Genomic DNA, 15,265 nt, shown 5'->3' with positions numbered 1-15,265 from the left:
TTCCCGCGACAAGAACCACGAAGAGGCGGTCCCCCATCGGGGACCGCCTCTTCGCTGGTGCTCTTCGCTGGTGCCGCAGTGCTACTTGATGAGGCGCGCCTCTCCAGTGTCCGCAGCCGAGGCTTCCAGGCCGTTGGCCTTCAGGATCTCCTCAAGCTTGCCGTTTTCCCGCAGTGTTTTCAGATCCGCGTTCAGCGCTGCGAGGAGTTCGGTGTTCTTCTGCGGTACGGGGATGGCGATTTGAGCCGCTTCCTTGGACGCGGCTATCGCCTCGTGGGGCTTAATCACGGCGACCTTGAAATCGCCCTTTTTGTTGAACTGGGCGGAGCCGTAGCTGTCGATTCCGACGTCGATGCGGCCGGCCGCGAGGTCCTGGTTCATGTTCAGCGTGGTCGGGTAGACCTTCAGGGAATCGCCGAGGAGTTTCTTCATGTCGTCCACCCATAGGTAGCCGTCAACGGTGCCGACGGTCTTGCCCTTCAGCTGCTCGGCAGCATCCAGCCCATCCTTGGAGATGATGGCCATCTGGTCGGTGTAGATCGGGTCGGTGAGGCCCACGATCTCGGCCCTGGCAGCTGTGCGGTACCAGGCTGCGATGGACACGTCGGCGCGGCCGGCCTGCACGGTGGGGATGTTCGCCGCGGTCGCGACCGACTTTGCCGCGACCGTCAGGCACTCCATCTCTGCGATGGCGTTGATGATGTCGCCGTCGACACCGGTCACCTTGTTGCCTTGGAGCCTCGAGAACGGGGGGAGGTCGTACAGGACCACCGAGAGCTTGCCCTGCGCGACCGTGGGAAAGGTGTGGGCGGGCTTGCAGTCGGCGCTCGGGGCACCGCTGGCGGCAGCGCCGCAGCCGGTCAGGGCGGTGGCTGCGAAGGCGAGCGCTGCGACGACGGCGGTTTTCTGGGTTTTCATTTTTCTCTCCTTGGGGGGTGGGGACTTAGAGGTGCCGGGCAAGGCGTTTTTCTGCCCTGCCGGTGAGCCAGCTGGCGGGGATGGTGATGGCTGCGTACATCAGACCCGCGAGAACCAGCACGCTCAGGTAGTCGAAGGTCGTGGATCCGATGGAATATGCCTGGCTGAGCAGTTCGGGCAGCGCCACGGTGTAGGCGAGGGACGTGGCCTGGAAGATCAGGATGGCGAAGCCGATGAGGGACGGGATGGCCACCCTGAAGCCCTGGGGGATGACGATGAACCGCAGCGTGTCCCGTCGACTCATGCCCAGGGCGCCGGCTGCCTCCACTTCACCCTGTGGCACGGCCTGCAGGCCGCCGCGCAGGATCTCGCTGGTGTACGCGGCCGTGGTAGCCGCCAAAGCAACAACACTCGCCCACATGGAGGACAGGGTGAGGCCGCTGGCCGGCAGGCCGAAGTAGAAGATCTGCAGGACGACCAGGGCCGGCGTTCCGCGCCCAACCTCAACGATGCCGATGATGAGTATTCTCACGAGTTTCTTCTTGCTGCTGGCGCCAATGGCCAGCAGCAGGCCGCCGGGAAGACCGACGAGCAGGCTTAGCAGTGCCACCTGGACGCTGATGCCAAGGCCGGCCAGCAGCCCGGGAAGGTAGGAGGGCCAGTCGCTGAGGATATTCATCGTGCTACTTTCTGCCGCAGTCGGGCGTCCAGGGCCCGGGTAGCCCAGGCGCAGGGAATGGTCATGATGACGTACACCAGTGCGGCCAGGAAGAACGGTCCGAGAGCGTCTGAACTTTGGCGGGACTGGTCATTGGCGAAGTACACGATTTCGGAAACACCGATGGTGTAGGCCACGGACGAGTCTTTGAGCAACCCGATGGCGTAGCTTGCCGCGGCCGGAACGGAGACGCGGAAGACCTGGGGTCCGATGATGAACGTCAGGACGGACTGTCTGCCCATACCCAGGGCTTCCCCGGCTTCCCACTGTCCGCGGGTGATGGCGGAGAGGCCGCCCCGGTAGATTTCGGCCATGTAAGCGCAGGAGATCAGTCCCAGGCCGATGATCGCGGAGGTGAGCGGATCGAGCACCGGCAATGCTGTGCCGAGGCCGAAGTAGATGATGAAGAGCCAGACGATGGGCGGGATTCCGCGCAGGATTTCGATCAGGGAGACGGCAACGAAGCTGACCCCCGGGATGGTGGAACGGCGGCACAGCGCCAGCGGGATTCCGCCGAGGGCTCCAATGCCCAGGGCGGCCACGGTCAGCCCGATTGTCATCGGGACGCCTTGAAGAATGGTCAGGAAAATGTCCATGGGGCCCTCAGCGCTCCAGCACGGCGCGCAGGAATTCACGGGTACGCGGCTGCACCGGGTTGGTGAAGATCTGGTCCGGATCGCCTTCTTCGAGGATTGACCCGTTCGCCATGACCACCAGGTGATCGGAAACGTCCCGGGCAAACTGCATCTCGTGCGTCACGACGACCATGGTCATTCCCTCCGCCGCCAGTTCCTTCATGACGGCGAGGACTTCGAGTCCAACTTCCGGGTCGAGGGCCGAGGTGGGCTCGTCGAAGAGCATCACCCTCGGATCAAGGGCAAGCGCCCGGGCGATCGCGATGCGCTGCTGCTGTCCGCCGGAACAACGGGATGGGTACTGCTTGGCCTTATCTGCGAGTCCCACGCGCTCCAGCAGCTTCATGGAGCGGATGTCCGCTTCCTTGCGTGAGCGTCCCAGAACACGTTCCTGGGCGATGCTGACGTTGCGCAGCACGTTCAGGTGCGGGAAGAGGTTGAACGACTGGAACACCATTCCGACGTTCCTCCGCAGTGCGGCCAGGTCCTTCGCCGTGAAGTTGGTGCTGGCATCGATCTGGCTTCCTTCCACCGTTATGCATCCGGTGTCCGGACGCTCCAGCAGGTTGATGCACCGCAGCAGTGTGCTCTTGCCTGCGCCACTGGGTCCGATCATGGCCGTGACCTCGCCTTCCCGCACCGACAGCGACACGTCGTTCAAGACGGTGTGGTCGCCATATTTCTTGGCAACAGAATCAAGCTGTATGGCCATGGGTTTGGTCAGGGGTTTGTCCTGGATATGTGGCGGCATTGGGCTGTGCTCCTATGGATTGACGCATGGAATACATGGGTGGGGACAGGGCGGCTTCGGCAGACAAAGCGGTGACCAACGGGCCTTCCGCTTGGACGCTGTGGCCGATATTTGCCCGTCTTATCTGGATGACTATGCCGGAGGGAATCGGGGAGTGGAAGGCTCCCAGAATGACCGATCGTGGCCCTAGGGCAAGCAAAACTTGCCCTCAGCTTCCGTGCATTGTCCGAAGCCGCGACGAATCCTTTGCGCTTGTGAAGGAGATGGGGTTAGCTGGCCGTATGCTCAATCCCCTGCACCTGAGAACCCTTATTGTGGTTCTCAGGACCGGCTCATTCGCCGAGACGGCGCGCCAACTCGGATATACCGGCTCAGCGGTCTCACAACAGATGGCCAGCCTCGAACGGGCGGTGAGGATGTCACTGTTCGAGAGGGACGCCCACGGCATCAGACCGACGCCCGCTGCCGAGTTTCTCGCTGAGAAAGCCCAGGAGGTGCTGTCAGCCTTTGGCGCCTTTGAGGACGAGGTCCGCGCCATGTCCGAGGGCAGCGTCGGACGGGTCCGCCTGGGCAGCTTCCCTACTGCCAGCCAGAAGCTTCTTCCACTCGCCCTCTCCGCCTTTGTCCAGGCCCACGGAAACGTGGAGATTGAACTCGACGAAGGCGAGCCCGACAAGCTCGTTCCCCTGCTGCTGGACCGGGACCTGGATCTCGCGCTCGTCTACCACTACGACCTCGTCCCCCATTCCTGGCCCAGGGCCCTCAGGTCCGCGCCGCTCCTGAGCGAAGATCTCGTGCTGCTCCTGCCGAAGGGCCACCGCGTAGAGGGGCAGGAGATCCCGCTGACGGAACTAAAAGACGAGTCATGGGTATCCACCGGGGAACGCACCCCCGGGGCCCGTTCCCTCCGCCGTGCATGCGCGGCTGCCGGCTTTGAGCCCGACATCAACTTCCGCAGCAACGATTATGACGTCATCAGGGGCTTCGTCCGGTCGGGCCTTGGAATCGCGGTCATCCCCGCTCTGGGCCACATCAGCACGGATGACATCTCCACCGCCCATATCACCGATCTCCACGTCCGCCGGCACGTCGTGGCCCTCTACCCTCCTACTGCCGTGAACCCGGCGGTGGAAGGCGCCGTAGCAGCCCTCAAGACCGCGGCGGCCGCGGCCGCCAGTGAGACCGCCGGGGTGTCCGTCAGCTAGGGCCGCCGTCGTGGACTCCTGCCGCCCGCTTTTCCACCACGGTGGCGGGCCCAGCCGCTTGCCGTGAGCAGGGCAAGAACTGCTTATGCCAGGTGCACCAACTGTGGCTCTGTAGGTCTGGTGCCAGCGGAAACTGAACCTGCAAGCTGATTAGCAACTGCTAATGCTTGAGACAGGAATGGATCTAAAAGTGACTGACAACGTGTTTGGACTGATGGACGAATGGGGCCCCGAAAAGATCGTTGTCGTCTCCGACCGCAAGACGGGCATGCGTGGAGTGCTGGTCCTGGACAACACCGCACGGGGAACCGGCAAGGGCGGGACCCGGATGAGCCCCAGCCTCACGGTCGGGGAAGTGGCACGGCTGGCCAGAACAATGACCTGGAAATGGGCCGCCGTTGACCTCTTCCACGGCGGAGCGAAGGCGGGCATCCTGGGAGACCCCAACGATCCCAGCAAGGAAGCGATACTCCGGGCCTTCGCCCGCGCCCTCGCAAATGAAGTCCCCGCGGAGTATGTGTTCGGGCTCGACATGGGACTGGCCGAGGAAGACGCCGCAATCTTCCTCGATGAACTCGGGGACCGGGGCGCTTCGACGGGCCTCCCCCGGGCTCTCGGCGGGCTGCCGTATGACCAGCTTGGCGTCACGGGCTATGGCGTTGCGGAAGCCGCCGAGGCGGCGGCCGAAAGCCGGAACATCGACCTCAAGGGATCGCGGGTTTCCATCCAGGGGTTCGGCGCGGTGGGACAGGCCGCAGCCCTGCGCCTCGTGGCACTGGGGGCCACCGTCGTGGCCGTTTCGACGGCGGCCGGCGCCGTCCATGACTCCGGCGGCCTCGACATCGACAAGCTGGTGAATCTCCGCGCCGAAACCGGAGACGCCTGCGTGCACCACTACGGGTCTGCGGTGCCGGCGGATTACGCCCTGACTGCCGACGCGGACATCCTGATCCCGGCCGCGCGCGAAGACACCGTCAACGACGTCATCGCAGCGTCGACGAACGTCAAGCTCGTGATCGAGGGAGCCAACCTCCCCACGTCCCCCAGCTCCCGCAGGATTCTCCACGAGCGGGGCATCGCGGTAGTTCCGGACTTCATCGCCAATGCCGGCGGCATCGTGGCGGCAGCACACTCCATGGCCGCCAGGTACTCCCCCTTCGTCGTGGAGCCTGCCGACATCTTCACCATGATTTCCACGAAGCTGAAGGCCAACACCACTGCGGTCCTGGACGAAAGCAGCCGGGCCGGGCTGACGCCGCATGAAGCCGCCTACGGCCTCGCGCAAAAGCGCGTCCTGGAAGCCATGCGGCTGCGCCGTCAGCTTCCGAAGGCCGCCACTGACACGATCGATGTCCTGGTGTAGACATGGACAGAAACCCGGCCTGTGAGCAGTCTCACGCGCCGTCAGCTTGAGACGACGGTGCCGCGCCGGGCATCATGGAACGGAAAGCCGGGCACACGATTTCCCGTCCGGCGGGGCCCTGAGGTTCATGCTGACGCGTAGATATTCAGTGGCTGAGAAGCACAGCAATACCCAACCTGGTGGACGCAACGAGGCCAAACCAGTGAGCTCAACTGAGCTTCACCAAGGTCTCCGATCGTTCACGGATTGACCGTTCCGGGCTTCGCGCCGACGCAAAGCCCATGACCGATATACGAATGAGGCACCGAATAATGACGTTCGAAACCACTGACTCCGTAACGCTGAAGATCTGGGACCGGTCCGCAATCGACCACACACTGGACACCGTCGTGCAGGACCTGTCCGCCAGGGCGAACGCCCCCAAGCACAGCATTGCAGTAACCTGCAGCGGGCCCAACACCTTCACGGTCAGCCTGAACCGCAGCGCCCCGACCTTCGAGGACGTTACGCGCTAGAACGCAACAGCAAAGAACGACGGCGGGAGCTTCCCGCCGTCGTTCTTTCGCGTTCCCCGAAGTCGGCCAAAGCGCAGCTGCACCATCATGCCAGTCATTGGTTTCTCCAATCTTTAACCTTCAGATATGATCGCTTTTCCTTATGTAATTTCCCTTCCATACTGGACAGGATTCACAACGACGTGAAGGCTGGCGCAGCTTCGGCGCCCGGCCGCCCCGACAAGAAGGCGACGGACCCATGACGGCTCTGACTTACCCTCAAACCTCTGACGTGCAGGAGCGGCGCCCGGCCGATCCAGTCCTCCCGTTGGAGGACTTTGACTGCAGCACCGGGGAGGAATGCTTCTTCTGCGCTTGCCCTGAAACTGACTGAGATGACAGCCACAACAGCCACGGACATGACCGCGACAACCACCGGAAGGCCCGCGGTCCACCCTTGGAGCGTCCGCGACTTTCACTCGGACGATCTCGACCAGCTCATCGGCGTCTGGCAGGATTCCAGGACACCCGGCGCACACCCCGTCTACAGCCTCTCCGAGATCATCGACGCGTGCTCCAACGGCGTGGGGGTCGTCGCCGTGCGGGAGGGACGGGTGGTCGGGGCAGCGGCGTGCAGAATCCACGATGGCCGCGCCTGGATGGTGCTGCTCGCACAGGACCGGGAGTGGCGGGACCAGGGGCTCGGGAGCGCCCTCCTCGCCGGCATGGAAGACCGGCTCACCAGCCAGGGCATCCGGCGGATCTCGGCGCTCCTGCCGGCCTCGGAAACCAGGGTCCGCGCCTTCCGCAACAGCGAGTACAGAGTGGAGGAGGACCTCCACTACTTTGAGCGGACCATCCCGCTGCAACCCCGCGAGATGGGGCCGCTGAGCCAGCTGGGTGGCCGCCTCCTCCCCCACGGGCTCTGGGAGGCGCTGGCCGGCATGCAGCGCGAAAAGGCGCTGATCGAACAGCGGCTGATCCTGCCGCTGGCGCGCACGGAACTCGCCAAGTCCCTGGGCGTCACGCCGCCGCGCTCCGTAGTCTTGTTCGGGCCTCCGGGCACGGGCAAAACCACCTTCGCCAAGGCAGTTGCCTCCCGCCTCGACTGGCCCTTTGTCGAAGTCTTCCCCTCCCGGCTCGCCTCCGATCCCCAGGGTCTCGCCGGTGCCCTGCGGCAGATATTCCTCGAGATCAGCCGCCTCGAGCACGCCGTCGTGTTCATCGATGAGGTCGAAGAAATAGCCGCCGCCCGCACGGGGGAAGCGTCGTCTGCGCTCCAGGGGGTCACCAACGAACTGCTGAAGATCATCCCGGCATTCCGGGAAAAGGAAGGCCGACTGCTGATCTGCGCCACCAACTTCATCCGCTCACTCGACAAGGCCTTCCTCCGCCACGGCCGCTTCGACTACGTCATTCCGATCGGCCCGCCGGACCTGGACGCCCGCAGGGCCATCTGGAACCGCTACATCCCGCCAGCCGTGTCCCCGCAGATCGACCTGGACGCCCTGGCCCTTGCCAGTGAGCGGTTCTCCCCGGCGGATATCGAGTTTGCGGCCAGGAAAGCTTCCCAGCAGGCCCTCGAGCACGCGGTGCAGGCGCCGCAGCCCGTACCGGAGGAGCAGATCCTCACGACCAGCGCCTACTTACAGGCCATCGAAGGGACCCGTGCCACGGTCACCGAACCGGTCGTCAGGGACTTCCTGGAAGACATCGAACGCATTGCGCGGGTCTAAGCGGGTGGCCAAAGACCGGAAATAGAGAACGACGGCGGGACCTTCCCGCCGTCGTTCTCTTGCATTGTGCGTTGCTGCAGCCCTTACGGCTCAGGCGCGGGAGTGCTCGGCGAGGAGGCCGTCGATCTGGCCGGCAGCCTCCTTCATGCCCTCCTCCATGCCCATCTTGACCATCTCTTCCATCTGCTCTTCGGAATCGAAGGTGGACCGGACGGTCATCCGCGTGCGGCCGCCGATATCCTCCAGCGTGACGGTCGCATGGGTTGTGCCCATGGCCTCGTCCGGCGCGCCGTTGTCGTCGGCGAAACCGTCGTCGAACTCGAGGCGGTTGGGGGCATCAATGCTGGTGATGCGCCACCAGCCGCCGGCTTTCTCACCTTCGGGGCCGGTCATGTAGTAACTGGCCTCTCCGCCCGGGGTGAATTCGTGCTTGCTGAACGTGGCCGGCCAGGTGGGCGGACCCCACCAGCGCTCCAGCTGGCGCGGATCTTCCCAGATCTGCCAGACCCGCTCGACGTCGGCGTCGAACTCGGCCACGAGGGTGAAGCTCAGCGTCTCGGGATTCTTCGTGGAACTGATAACGGTCATTGCCGGACCCTTCCTATTCTTCAGCCAGGATGTCGGCGATCCGCCCGACGCGCTGCCGCCAGATCGCCTCGTATTCATCAAGCAGCCGGCGGGCTTTTTGCAGGCCTTCATGGTTTCCCCGCACGATCTGCTCCCTTCCGCGCTTCTCCTTGGTCACCAGGGACGCGCGCTCCAACACCGCCACGTGCTTCTGAACGGCGGCGAAGCTCATGGCGTAGAGGGAGGCGAGGCCGGACACCGAGTATTCGCCCACAACCACGCGGCGCATGATGTCCCTGCGGGTGGCGTCGGCGAACGCCTGGAAGAGGCGGTCGAGTTCGGCATCGCCCATCTGATCTACAACCATTTGGTTGTAGGATATTCCCGTCGGGGAAGGGTGTCAATGGCAATTTCCTCCCGCCCGCAACGACAAGAGGCCGACGGCGGGAATCCCCGCCGTCGGCCTCTTGCCTCTACAGAACGAGCCGCAGCTTAGCGCTTGACGGCGTCCAGCTTGAGCATCTTGGCGATGACGCCGTCGAGTTCGGAGTCGTCGAAGATCTTCTTCCAGTCGTCCTTGATGATGGTGTCCTTGCCGTACTGGATGGCGATTTCGCATGCCTCGGAGAACGGGTTGGAACCGCGCAGGGCGTTGGTGAGCGCGATCTGCACGTGGCCGAACAGCATCGCCTTGGCTGCTTCCTCGGGCACGCCGGCGGTGTGAACGGTCTCGTGGAGTGCCTCGTTGAGCAGGGTGCCGATCATGCAGGCCACGGTCTCAACCAAAGTGGGTTCGAGGATGGCGAGCTGCTTCACGGTGACCCAGTGGACGTCGATGACGGGGGCGTAGATGATGCGGATGGTGGCCTCGGCCGCGGCCTTGGTTGCTTCCGGGGCGTCCTCGTCGATTGCGGCCACGACGTTCTGCGGGGCTCCCTGGCCGCCGAAGGTGTCGGCCCATTCTTCCTTGGTGGTGCGCTCCAGGAACACGGACGGGTGGCACGGGTGGGCCACCGCCTGGACCACGTCGTCGCGCTTGGCCAGCAGGCCGGCGTAAGCGGCAGCCGGATCGAGGGTGAGCAGGATGGCGCCGGACTTCATCTGCGGAACCACGCCTTCGGAGACAACGCCCAGGACGGTGTCCGGGACGGCGAGGATCACGACGTCGGCGCCCTTGACGGCGTCGTCGGTGGCGGTGATCTCACGGCCCTCGGCGCGGACCCGGTCCTGGCCCGCCAGCGAGTTTTCGCTGTAGAAGACGGTGTGGCTGGATTTCTGGAGGTTCCGGGAAACGCGCATCCCCATTTTGCCTCCGGCTCCGATGACGGCGACGGTCAATTTTTCTGCTGACATTTCATTTGCTCCTTAGGAAATCGATGCTTTGTTGGGTCCACTGGTTTTCGAGGCGGATGGTTTCGTCCTCGGTGTCCTGCCACGGCAGCCAGTGTTCGACGATCTGGTTGATGTTTCTTTGTTGGGGCTGGATCTTCCGGGCCATGTAGTCGTAGTCGAGAAGTCCTTCGCCGAGGGGCGCGCCGGAGTATGTAAATCCGACCCATCCCTCCTTGCGGCTGAACGCAAAGTCTTTGATGTGCATGTTCAGGACGTAGGGGGCGACGGCGTCAATCACCTCACGGGGCATCTCCAGTGCCGCGACGGTGTTGGCGGGGTCGCTGCAGATACCGAGGTGCGGGCTGTCCACGCGGCGGATGACCTCAAGGATCCGGGCGGTGGGGACCTGTTCGTAGGTTTCCACCGCGATCTTCACTCCGGCTGCCTCGAACTCCGGCAGCGCGTCCTTGAGGATCGCCACGGCCTCCTCCGCGCCGGGGGTGTGCCCGCGGACGTTGAACATGGTCCGCAGCAGCGGTGCGCCCAGGATCCCGGCGATGTGCAGGAATTTCCGCAGGTGCTCCGGGCGGATGCCCTTGGTGCCGAGCTCCAGGTCAATCCCTTGCGAGTCCGCGGTGGCGCGGACCTCCTTGAGCTCGGCATCGGTCATCGCCTCGAGCGGGGCGTAGTCGCAGATCTGGAAGAGATCCACGCCCATCGCCGCCGTCCGTTCCAGTGCCTGGTGGATCGTGAGCGGCTTGCTGACCTTGTCCGATAGCTGCCAGAAGAACGCGTAGCTGCTCAGGCCAATTCGGCTCATGCTGCTACCTCCATGAGGCCCAGCCGCTCGGCGGTCTCGTCCAGGATGTCCCTGACGGCTGCCGGGTTATGGGCGAAGCGGCCCAGGAACAGGCCGGCGACGGCGGGGCCGAGCCGGGTGATGAGGCCGGGGCCGGCGCTGCCGCCGTAAATGACCCTGCTGTCCTCCAGGCCTGTGTCAGTGCCGGCAGCCCGGGTGCGCAGGTGCGCGTCCAGGCCCGTGATGACCTCGCTGATGAACTCCGGAGCGGCCGGTTCGGGTGCCCCGATGGCCCACTGCGGCTCGTAGGCCACGATGGTGCGCCCGGTGCCTGCCAGGCTTCCGGCACGGTTCAGCACACCGTCGATTTCCCGGATGCAGTACCTGATGGCGTCCGATGCTGTGCCGCGGGCGGGTTCGCCGACGCACAGGACGGGGGTGAGTCCGTTGCGGTAGGCCGCTGCGGTCTTCAGCCCAATCACGTCGTCGTCCTCGCCGAAGATGCGGCGCCGTTCGGCGTGGCCCACCTCGGCGTAGCGGCCGCCGGTTTCGGCCACCATTTTGCCGCTGACTTCTCCGGTGAAGGCGCCTTCGTCCTCCCAGAAGATGTCCTGGGCGCCGGCGCCGGCCCCGGCGGCGGCGAGGATCCTTGCCGCTTCGGGCAGGACCGGGTGGGCGGGCAGGGCGAACAGTTCGATGTCGCCGCTGCGGACGGCCGGATGTGCGGCGGCGATGCCGGCCACGTCCCGGCACCACTCCAGCGTGCGCCCGTAGCCGAAGTACATCTTCAGGCTGACGCCGATGATGGCCCGCGGCCGGATTGCTCCTGCCTCACCCGTGGTGAGGGAATTAGCAGGAAGTGACACCTTCGTAGTCCTTAATCAGCGTGACCTTCTCGGCGGAGGCCGAAGACTCGTCGAAGGTGTAGGTGAGCCATTCCTTGGCGAGCCGGCGGGCGAGTTCCAGGCCCACCACGCGCTGGCCGAAGGTGAGCACCTGGGCGTTGTTGCTCAGGACGGAGCGCTCGACGGAGAAGCTGTCGTGCGCGGTGACGGCGCGCACGCCGGGGACCTTGTTCGCGGCGATCGCCACGCCCAGACCCGTGCCGCAGACCAGCAGGGCGCGGTCGGCCTTGCCGGCGGCGACAAGTTCGGCGGCGGCGATGGCCACGGACGGGTACGGGGTGTGGCTCGTGGCGTCCACTCCGACGTCGGTCACGGACTCGACCAGATCGGAGGCCTCCAGGTCAGCCTTCAGGGCTTCCTTGTACTCGAAACCGGCGTCGTCGGCTCCGATGACCAGGCGCAGTTTGGCGCTCATGCGTTCTCCTTAGTGGTGGTTGCTGCGGCTTTCGCCTCGAGGAAAGTGGTGTGGATTGCGCGGACGATCAGCGCCATCGATACGGCGCCGGCATCCGGGGTGCCGAGGCTCTTCTCGGCGTGCGGGCGGGCCCTGCCCATCAACGGCAGCAGGTTGGCTGTGTCGTCGGCGGCCTGCTGCGCTGCGGTGGCCGCGGCGCCCCAGGCATCAGTGAGGGACTGCCCGGCATTCACTCCGGCGGCGAGGGCGTCGCGGAACGGGACCAGGACATCGACGAGGGTCTTGTCGCCGGGTTTGGCCTTGCCGAAGTCCATGATCGCGGACGCGGCACCGGCAACACCGGTGGCGACGGCGCCGCCGTCGGGTGCGTTGCTGTCCCCGATCGCATCGCCGACCGCCCGCAGCGCCATGCCCCACAGGGCACCGGAGGTGCCGCCGGCCCGGTCGGCCCAGGCGTCCGCTGCCAGGTGCAGTGTGGTGGCGGCGCCGGCTCCGCGGCCGACGGCGGCGGCAGCGGCCTCGACGGCGGCCCAGACGCCGCGTTCCATGCCGATGCCGTGGTCCCCGTCTCCGGCGATCGCATCGATCCTGCCGAGTTCCTCAACGTTGGCATCGATCACGGCCTTCGCCGCCCCGAGGGCGGCCAGGACGCGGAGGGCTGCGCCGCGGGAGTCCTCGGTGGCGTCCGGAATCGCTGCGGCCTCCACGACGCCTGAGGCCAGTTCATCGGCGTCGAGCTTCTGGGCATCAAGCTTCTGGGCGGTGACCGCGCCGCGGCGGAACGCGGGGGCGTCCGCGGGGGCATTCCAGAGCGTTTCGAGTTCCTCGTCCAGCCAGAACAACGTCAGCGAGGTGCCGGCCATGTCAAAGCTCGTGACAAGCTCTCCCACCTGCGGGTCCACGGCTTCCAGGCCGGCTTCAGCCAGGAGCTGGGCGACCCGGCGGTACACGACGAAGAGCTCTTCGTACTTCACGCTGCCCAGGCCGTTCAGGATGGGGACCACCCTCGCGCCGCTGAGGTCAAGGCCGTCGGGCACCTCGGTGAGAAGCTTGCCCACGAGCAGCTCGGCGAGTTCATCCGCCGTCGGGATATCCGTTTCGCCGATGCCCGGCTCGCCATGGATGCCCATCCCCACGGCCATCCGGCCCTCCGGGACGGAAAACAGTGGATTCTCGGCCCCGGGAAGCGTGCAGCCGGTAAACGCGACGCCGAAGGAACGGGTGCGGTCGTTGGCGCGTTCGGCGATTTCGACTGTGCGGTCCATGCCGTAGCCGGCCTCGGTGGCAGCGGCCGCGACCTTGAAGACCGTCAGGTCCCCGGCGATGCCGCGGCGCTTGGCACGCTCTTCCAGCGGAGCGGAGGAGACGTCGTCGGTGACGGCGATGCTGCGGCAGTCGATGCCCTCCTTGCGCAGGCGCTCCTGCGCCTGGGTGAAGTGCAGGACGTCCCCGGCATAGTTGCCGTAACCCAGCAGCACGCCCGCCCCATTATTGGCGGCCTTGGCCACGCTGTAGACCTGCTGGGCGGAGGGGGACGCGAACAGGTTGCCCATCGCGGCGCCGTGCGCCAGGCCCTGGCCCACCAGCCCGGCGAACGCCGGATAGTGCCCGGAGCCGCCGCCGATCACCAGTGTCACGGTGTCCGGGGTGCTCTTCGTGCTGCGGGCCACGCCGCCCGGGACACGCCGCACCCACCGGCCGTGCGAGGCAACAAAGCCCTCGATCATCTCATCAGCAAACGCTGCGGGTTCATTGAACAGGCGGGTCATGGGAAGCTCCTGGGCCTAACTAAGGGGACGTCGGTTCTGGGGTGGCGGTTTGCGGGGGCGTCCTTCCGGGAGAAGGACGCCCCCGGGTTTGTCAGGGCTCCGAGTGGTGCCCGGCACCCGCCGGGTCAAGGGCTTCGGCGGGCACACCCTCGCTGACCTTGCCGGAGCGGCTGAGCGCCAGCATGAGGATGCAGGAGAGGAGCATGAATCCGCCGACGACGAACATGGGCACTGTGTAAGCGCCGGTCAAGTCCTTGAGCCAGCCGGTGATGTACCCGGCGCTGAAGCCGGCCAGGTTGCCCACGGTGTTGATCAGGGCGATGCCGGCCGCTGCCGCCGCGCCGGTGAGGAACTGGGTGGGCACCGTCCAGAAGTTGGGCAGCGCGGCGAAGATGGACATGGCCGTGATGGTGATGACGGCGATGGTGGCCGCCGGCGAACCGGCGAACAGTGCCAGCGGGATGCTCAGGCCGCCGATGAGGGCCGGCAAGGCGATGTGCCAGGTCTTGACGCCGCGCTTGGTGGCGTCCTTGGACCAGAAGTACAGGGCGAATGCTGCAGGCAGGTACGGGATCGCGGTGATCAGGCCCTTCTGGAACACATCGAACTTGGTGCCGTAGAGACCTTCGAAGCCCGCGATGATCGTGGGCAGGAAGAAGCCAAGGGCGTACAGGCCGTAGATGAAGCCGAAGTAGATGGCGGAGAGCATCCAGACCCGGCCATTGCCAAAGACTGTACGGACGCTGACGTGCTTGTTGCTGGCAGCGGTTTCCTTCTTTTCCGTTTCCAGGGCGCCGGTCAGCCAGGTCTTTTCCTCAGCGGTCAGCCACTTGGCCTTGGCGGGAGAATCGGCGAGGTAGAACCAGGCGATGATGCCAACCACGATGGCGGGAACAGCCACTCCGAAGAACATGAACCGCCAGCCTTCAAGGCCGAAGAAGACGCCTTCCTGCTGGATGAGGAGGCCGGCGAGCGGAGCACCGATGACCGTGGTCAGCGGCTGGGCAAGGTAGAAGAGAGCCAGGATCTTGCTGCGGTGCCTGGACGGAACCCAGAGGCTGAGGAACAGGATCGCGCCGGGGAAGAAGCCTGCTTCGGCCACACCGAGGATGAAACGGAGGATGTAGAGCTGCTCCACGTTGCCCACCCACGTGAACAGCAGGGAGACGATGCCCCAGCTGACCATGATGCGGGCCAGCCAACGCCGTGCGCCGAACTTATGCAGGGCGAGGTTGCTGGGGACTTCCAGCAGGATGTAGCCGATGAAGAAGACGCCGGACGCGAATCCGAACTGTGCCGCGGACAGCGCCAGATCGGTGTTCATACCGTTGGGGCCGGCAAACGAGATGGCCGTGCGGTCCAGATAGTTGATGAAGAACATGAGAGCGACAAACGGCACCAGCCGGATTGCCACTTTCCTGATTGCAGATCTTTCGACCACTGATTGGGTGGTGTCCACATTGACTCCTAGATGTTGGTCTCCCGGGCGCTTCCTGCTCTGGATGCTTTGGGATGTGTCTCGGTGCCTAGTGCGGGTAGCTGGCCGGGTTCCGGGCTAGGCGCGTGATTAACACCATAGGTCCAATTCGAAAATTGGTCAACCGGTTGACGTATTCATTTTTACCCGGGCTGCGCGCCCATGCGCCGCCGCTCCGGTT

The 15,265-nt window shown here is 65.2% G+C and carries 16 protein-coding genes; 4 read left to right on the top strand and 12 right to left on the bottom strand.

What is annotated here, in order from left to right; all coding sequences use genetic code 11:
• Positions 1-81: 81 nt before the first annotated feature.
• Genes AC6CH3_RS19430 through AC6CH3_RS19415 form a run of 4 tightly spaced genes read right to left on the bottom strand, consistent with a single transcriptional unit; the run spans position 82 to position 3,022 of the window.
• Positions 82-918 carry a substrate-binding periplasmic protein gene (locus tag AC6CH3_RS19430; RefSeq protein WP_498133976.1) on the bottom strand — a complete coding sequence of 279 codons (837 nt, stop codon included), beginning with the start codon at positions 916-918 and terminating at the stop codon, positions 82-84.
• Positions 919-943: 25 nt separating this feature from the next.
• Positions 944-1,597, bottom strand: a complete 654-nt coding sequence (locus tag AC6CH3_RS19425; RefSeq protein WP_498133975.1) for an amino acid ABC transporter permease — start codon at positions 1,595-1,597, stop codon at positions 944-946.
• Positions 1,594-2,232, bottom strand: coding sequence for an amino acid ABC transporter permease (locus AC6CH3_RS19420; protein ID WP_498133974.1), 639 nt, complete (start codon positions 2,230-2,232; stop codon positions 1,594-1,596). The genes AC6CH3_RS19425 and AC6CH3_RS19420 overlap by 4 nt, the downstream gene beginning before the upstream one ends.
• A 7-nt stretch (positions 2,233-2,239) precedes the next feature.
• The gene (locus AC6CH3_RS19415) at positions 2,240-3,022 is read right to left on the bottom strand and encodes an amino acid ABC transporter ATP-binding protein (protein WP_498133973.1); all 783 of its coding nucleotides are present in this window, start codon (positions 3,020-3,022) and stop codon (positions 2,240-2,242) included.
• 281 nt (positions 3,023-3,303) lie between these two features.
• Between AC6CH3_RS19415 and AC6CH3_RS19410 the strand changes: the two genes are divergently transcribed.
• The 4 genes from AC6CH3_RS19410 (at position 3,304) to AC6CH3_RS19395 (ending at position 7,820) form a co-directional block, all read left to right on the top strand.
• Positions 3,304-4,227: a LysR family transcriptional regulator gene (locus AC6CH3_RS19410; protein ID WP_498133972.1), complete on the top strand. Its 924-nt coding sequence runs from the start codon at positions 3,304-3,306 to the stop codon at positions 4,225-4,227.
• 190 nt (positions 4,228-4,417) lie between these two features.
• A complete protein-coding gene (locus AC6CH3_RS19405) occupies positions 4,418-5,590 on the top strand; it encodes a Glu/Leu/Phe/Val family dehydrogenase (protein ID WP_498133971.1) in 1,173 nt (390 codons plus the stop codon).
• A 311-nt stretch (positions 5,591-5,901) separates the two neighbouring features.
• The gene (locus tag AC6CH3_RS19400) at positions 5,902-6,105 is read left to right on the top strand and encodes a hypothetical protein (protein ID WP_400580631.1); all 204 of its coding nucleotides are present in this window, start codon (positions 5,902-5,904) and stop codon (positions 6,103-6,105) included.
• 398 nt (positions 6,106-6,503) lie between these two features.
• Complete coding sequence (locus AC6CH3_RS19395) at positions 6,504-7,820, top strand: ATP-binding protein (RefSeq protein ID WP_498134005.1); 1,317 nt, start codon at positions 6,504-6,506, stop codon at positions 7,818-7,820.
• A gap of 90 nt (positions 7,821-7,910) precedes the next feature.
• Here the strand turns inward: AC6CH3_RS19395 and AC6CH3_RS19390 are convergent, their stop codons facing one another.
• The 8 genes from AC6CH3_RS19390 to AC6CH3_RS19355 all read right to left on the bottom strand — a co-directional run bounded on the left by AC6CH3_RS19390 (position 7,911) and on the right by AC6CH3_RS19355 (position 15,066).
• Positions 7,911-8,408, bottom strand: coding sequence for an SRPBCC family protein (locus AC6CH3_RS19390; RefSeq protein ID WP_498133970.1), 498 nt, complete (start codon positions 8,406-8,408; stop codon positions 7,911-7,913).
• Positions 8,409-8,421: 13 nt separating this feature from the next.
• Positions 8,422-8,754 carry an ArsR/SmtB family transcription factor gene (locus AC6CH3_RS19385; RefSeq protein ID WP_498133969.1) on the bottom strand — a complete coding sequence of 111 codons (333 nt, stop codon included), beginning with the start codon at positions 8,752-8,754 and terminating at the stop codon, positions 8,422-8,424.
• A gap of 125 nt (positions 8,755-8,879) precedes the next feature.
• The gene (locus AC6CH3_RS19380; RefSeq protein ID WP_498133968.1) at positions 8,880-9,740 is read right to left on the bottom strand and encodes a phosphogluconate dehydrogenase C-terminal domain-containing protein; all 861 of its coding nucleotides are present in this window, start codon (positions 9,738-9,740) and stop codon (positions 8,880-8,882) included.
• A gap of 1 nt (position 9,741) precedes the next feature.
• Positions 9,742-10,539 carry a sugar phosphate isomerase/epimerase family protein gene (locus AC6CH3_RS19375; protein WP_498133967.1) on the bottom strand — a complete coding sequence of 266 codons (798 nt, stop codon included), beginning with the start codon at positions 10,537-10,539 and terminating at the stop codon, positions 9,742-9,744.
• Positions 10,536-11,384: a triose-phosphate isomerase family protein gene (locus AC6CH3_RS19370; RefSeq protein WP_498133966.1), complete on the bottom strand. Its 849-nt coding sequence runs from the start codon at positions 11,382-11,384 to the stop codon at positions 10,536-10,538. Before AC6CH3_RS19370 ends, AC6CH3_RS19375 begins: the two co-directional genes overlap by 4 nt.
• Complete coding sequence (locus AC6CH3_RS19365) at positions 11,368-11,838, bottom strand: ribose-5-phosphate isomerase (protein ID WP_498133965.1); 471 nt, start codon at positions 11,836-11,838, stop codon at positions 11,368-11,370. The genes AC6CH3_RS19370 and AC6CH3_RS19365 overlap by 17 nt, the downstream gene beginning before the upstream one ends.
• Complete coding sequence (locus tag AC6CH3_RS19360) at positions 11,835-13,607, bottom strand: dihydroxyacetone kinase family protein (RefSeq protein WP_498133964.1); 1,773 nt, start codon at positions 13,605-13,607, stop codon at positions 11,835-11,837. Before AC6CH3_RS19360 ends, AC6CH3_RS19365 begins: the two co-directional genes overlap by 4 nt.
• A gap of 91 nt (positions 13,608-13,698) precedes the next feature.
• Complete coding sequence (locus AC6CH3_RS19355) at positions 13,699-15,066, bottom strand: MFS transporter (protein WP_498133963.1); 1,368 nt, start codon at positions 15,064-15,066, stop codon at positions 13,699-13,701.
• Positions 15,067-15,265: the final 199 nt, after the last annotated feature.

This window comes from Arthrobacter sp. GQ119, from assembly GCF_059759125.1.
Note: the sequence above shows the minus strand (reverse complement) of the source record. Positions and strands in the feature narration are given on the sequence as shown.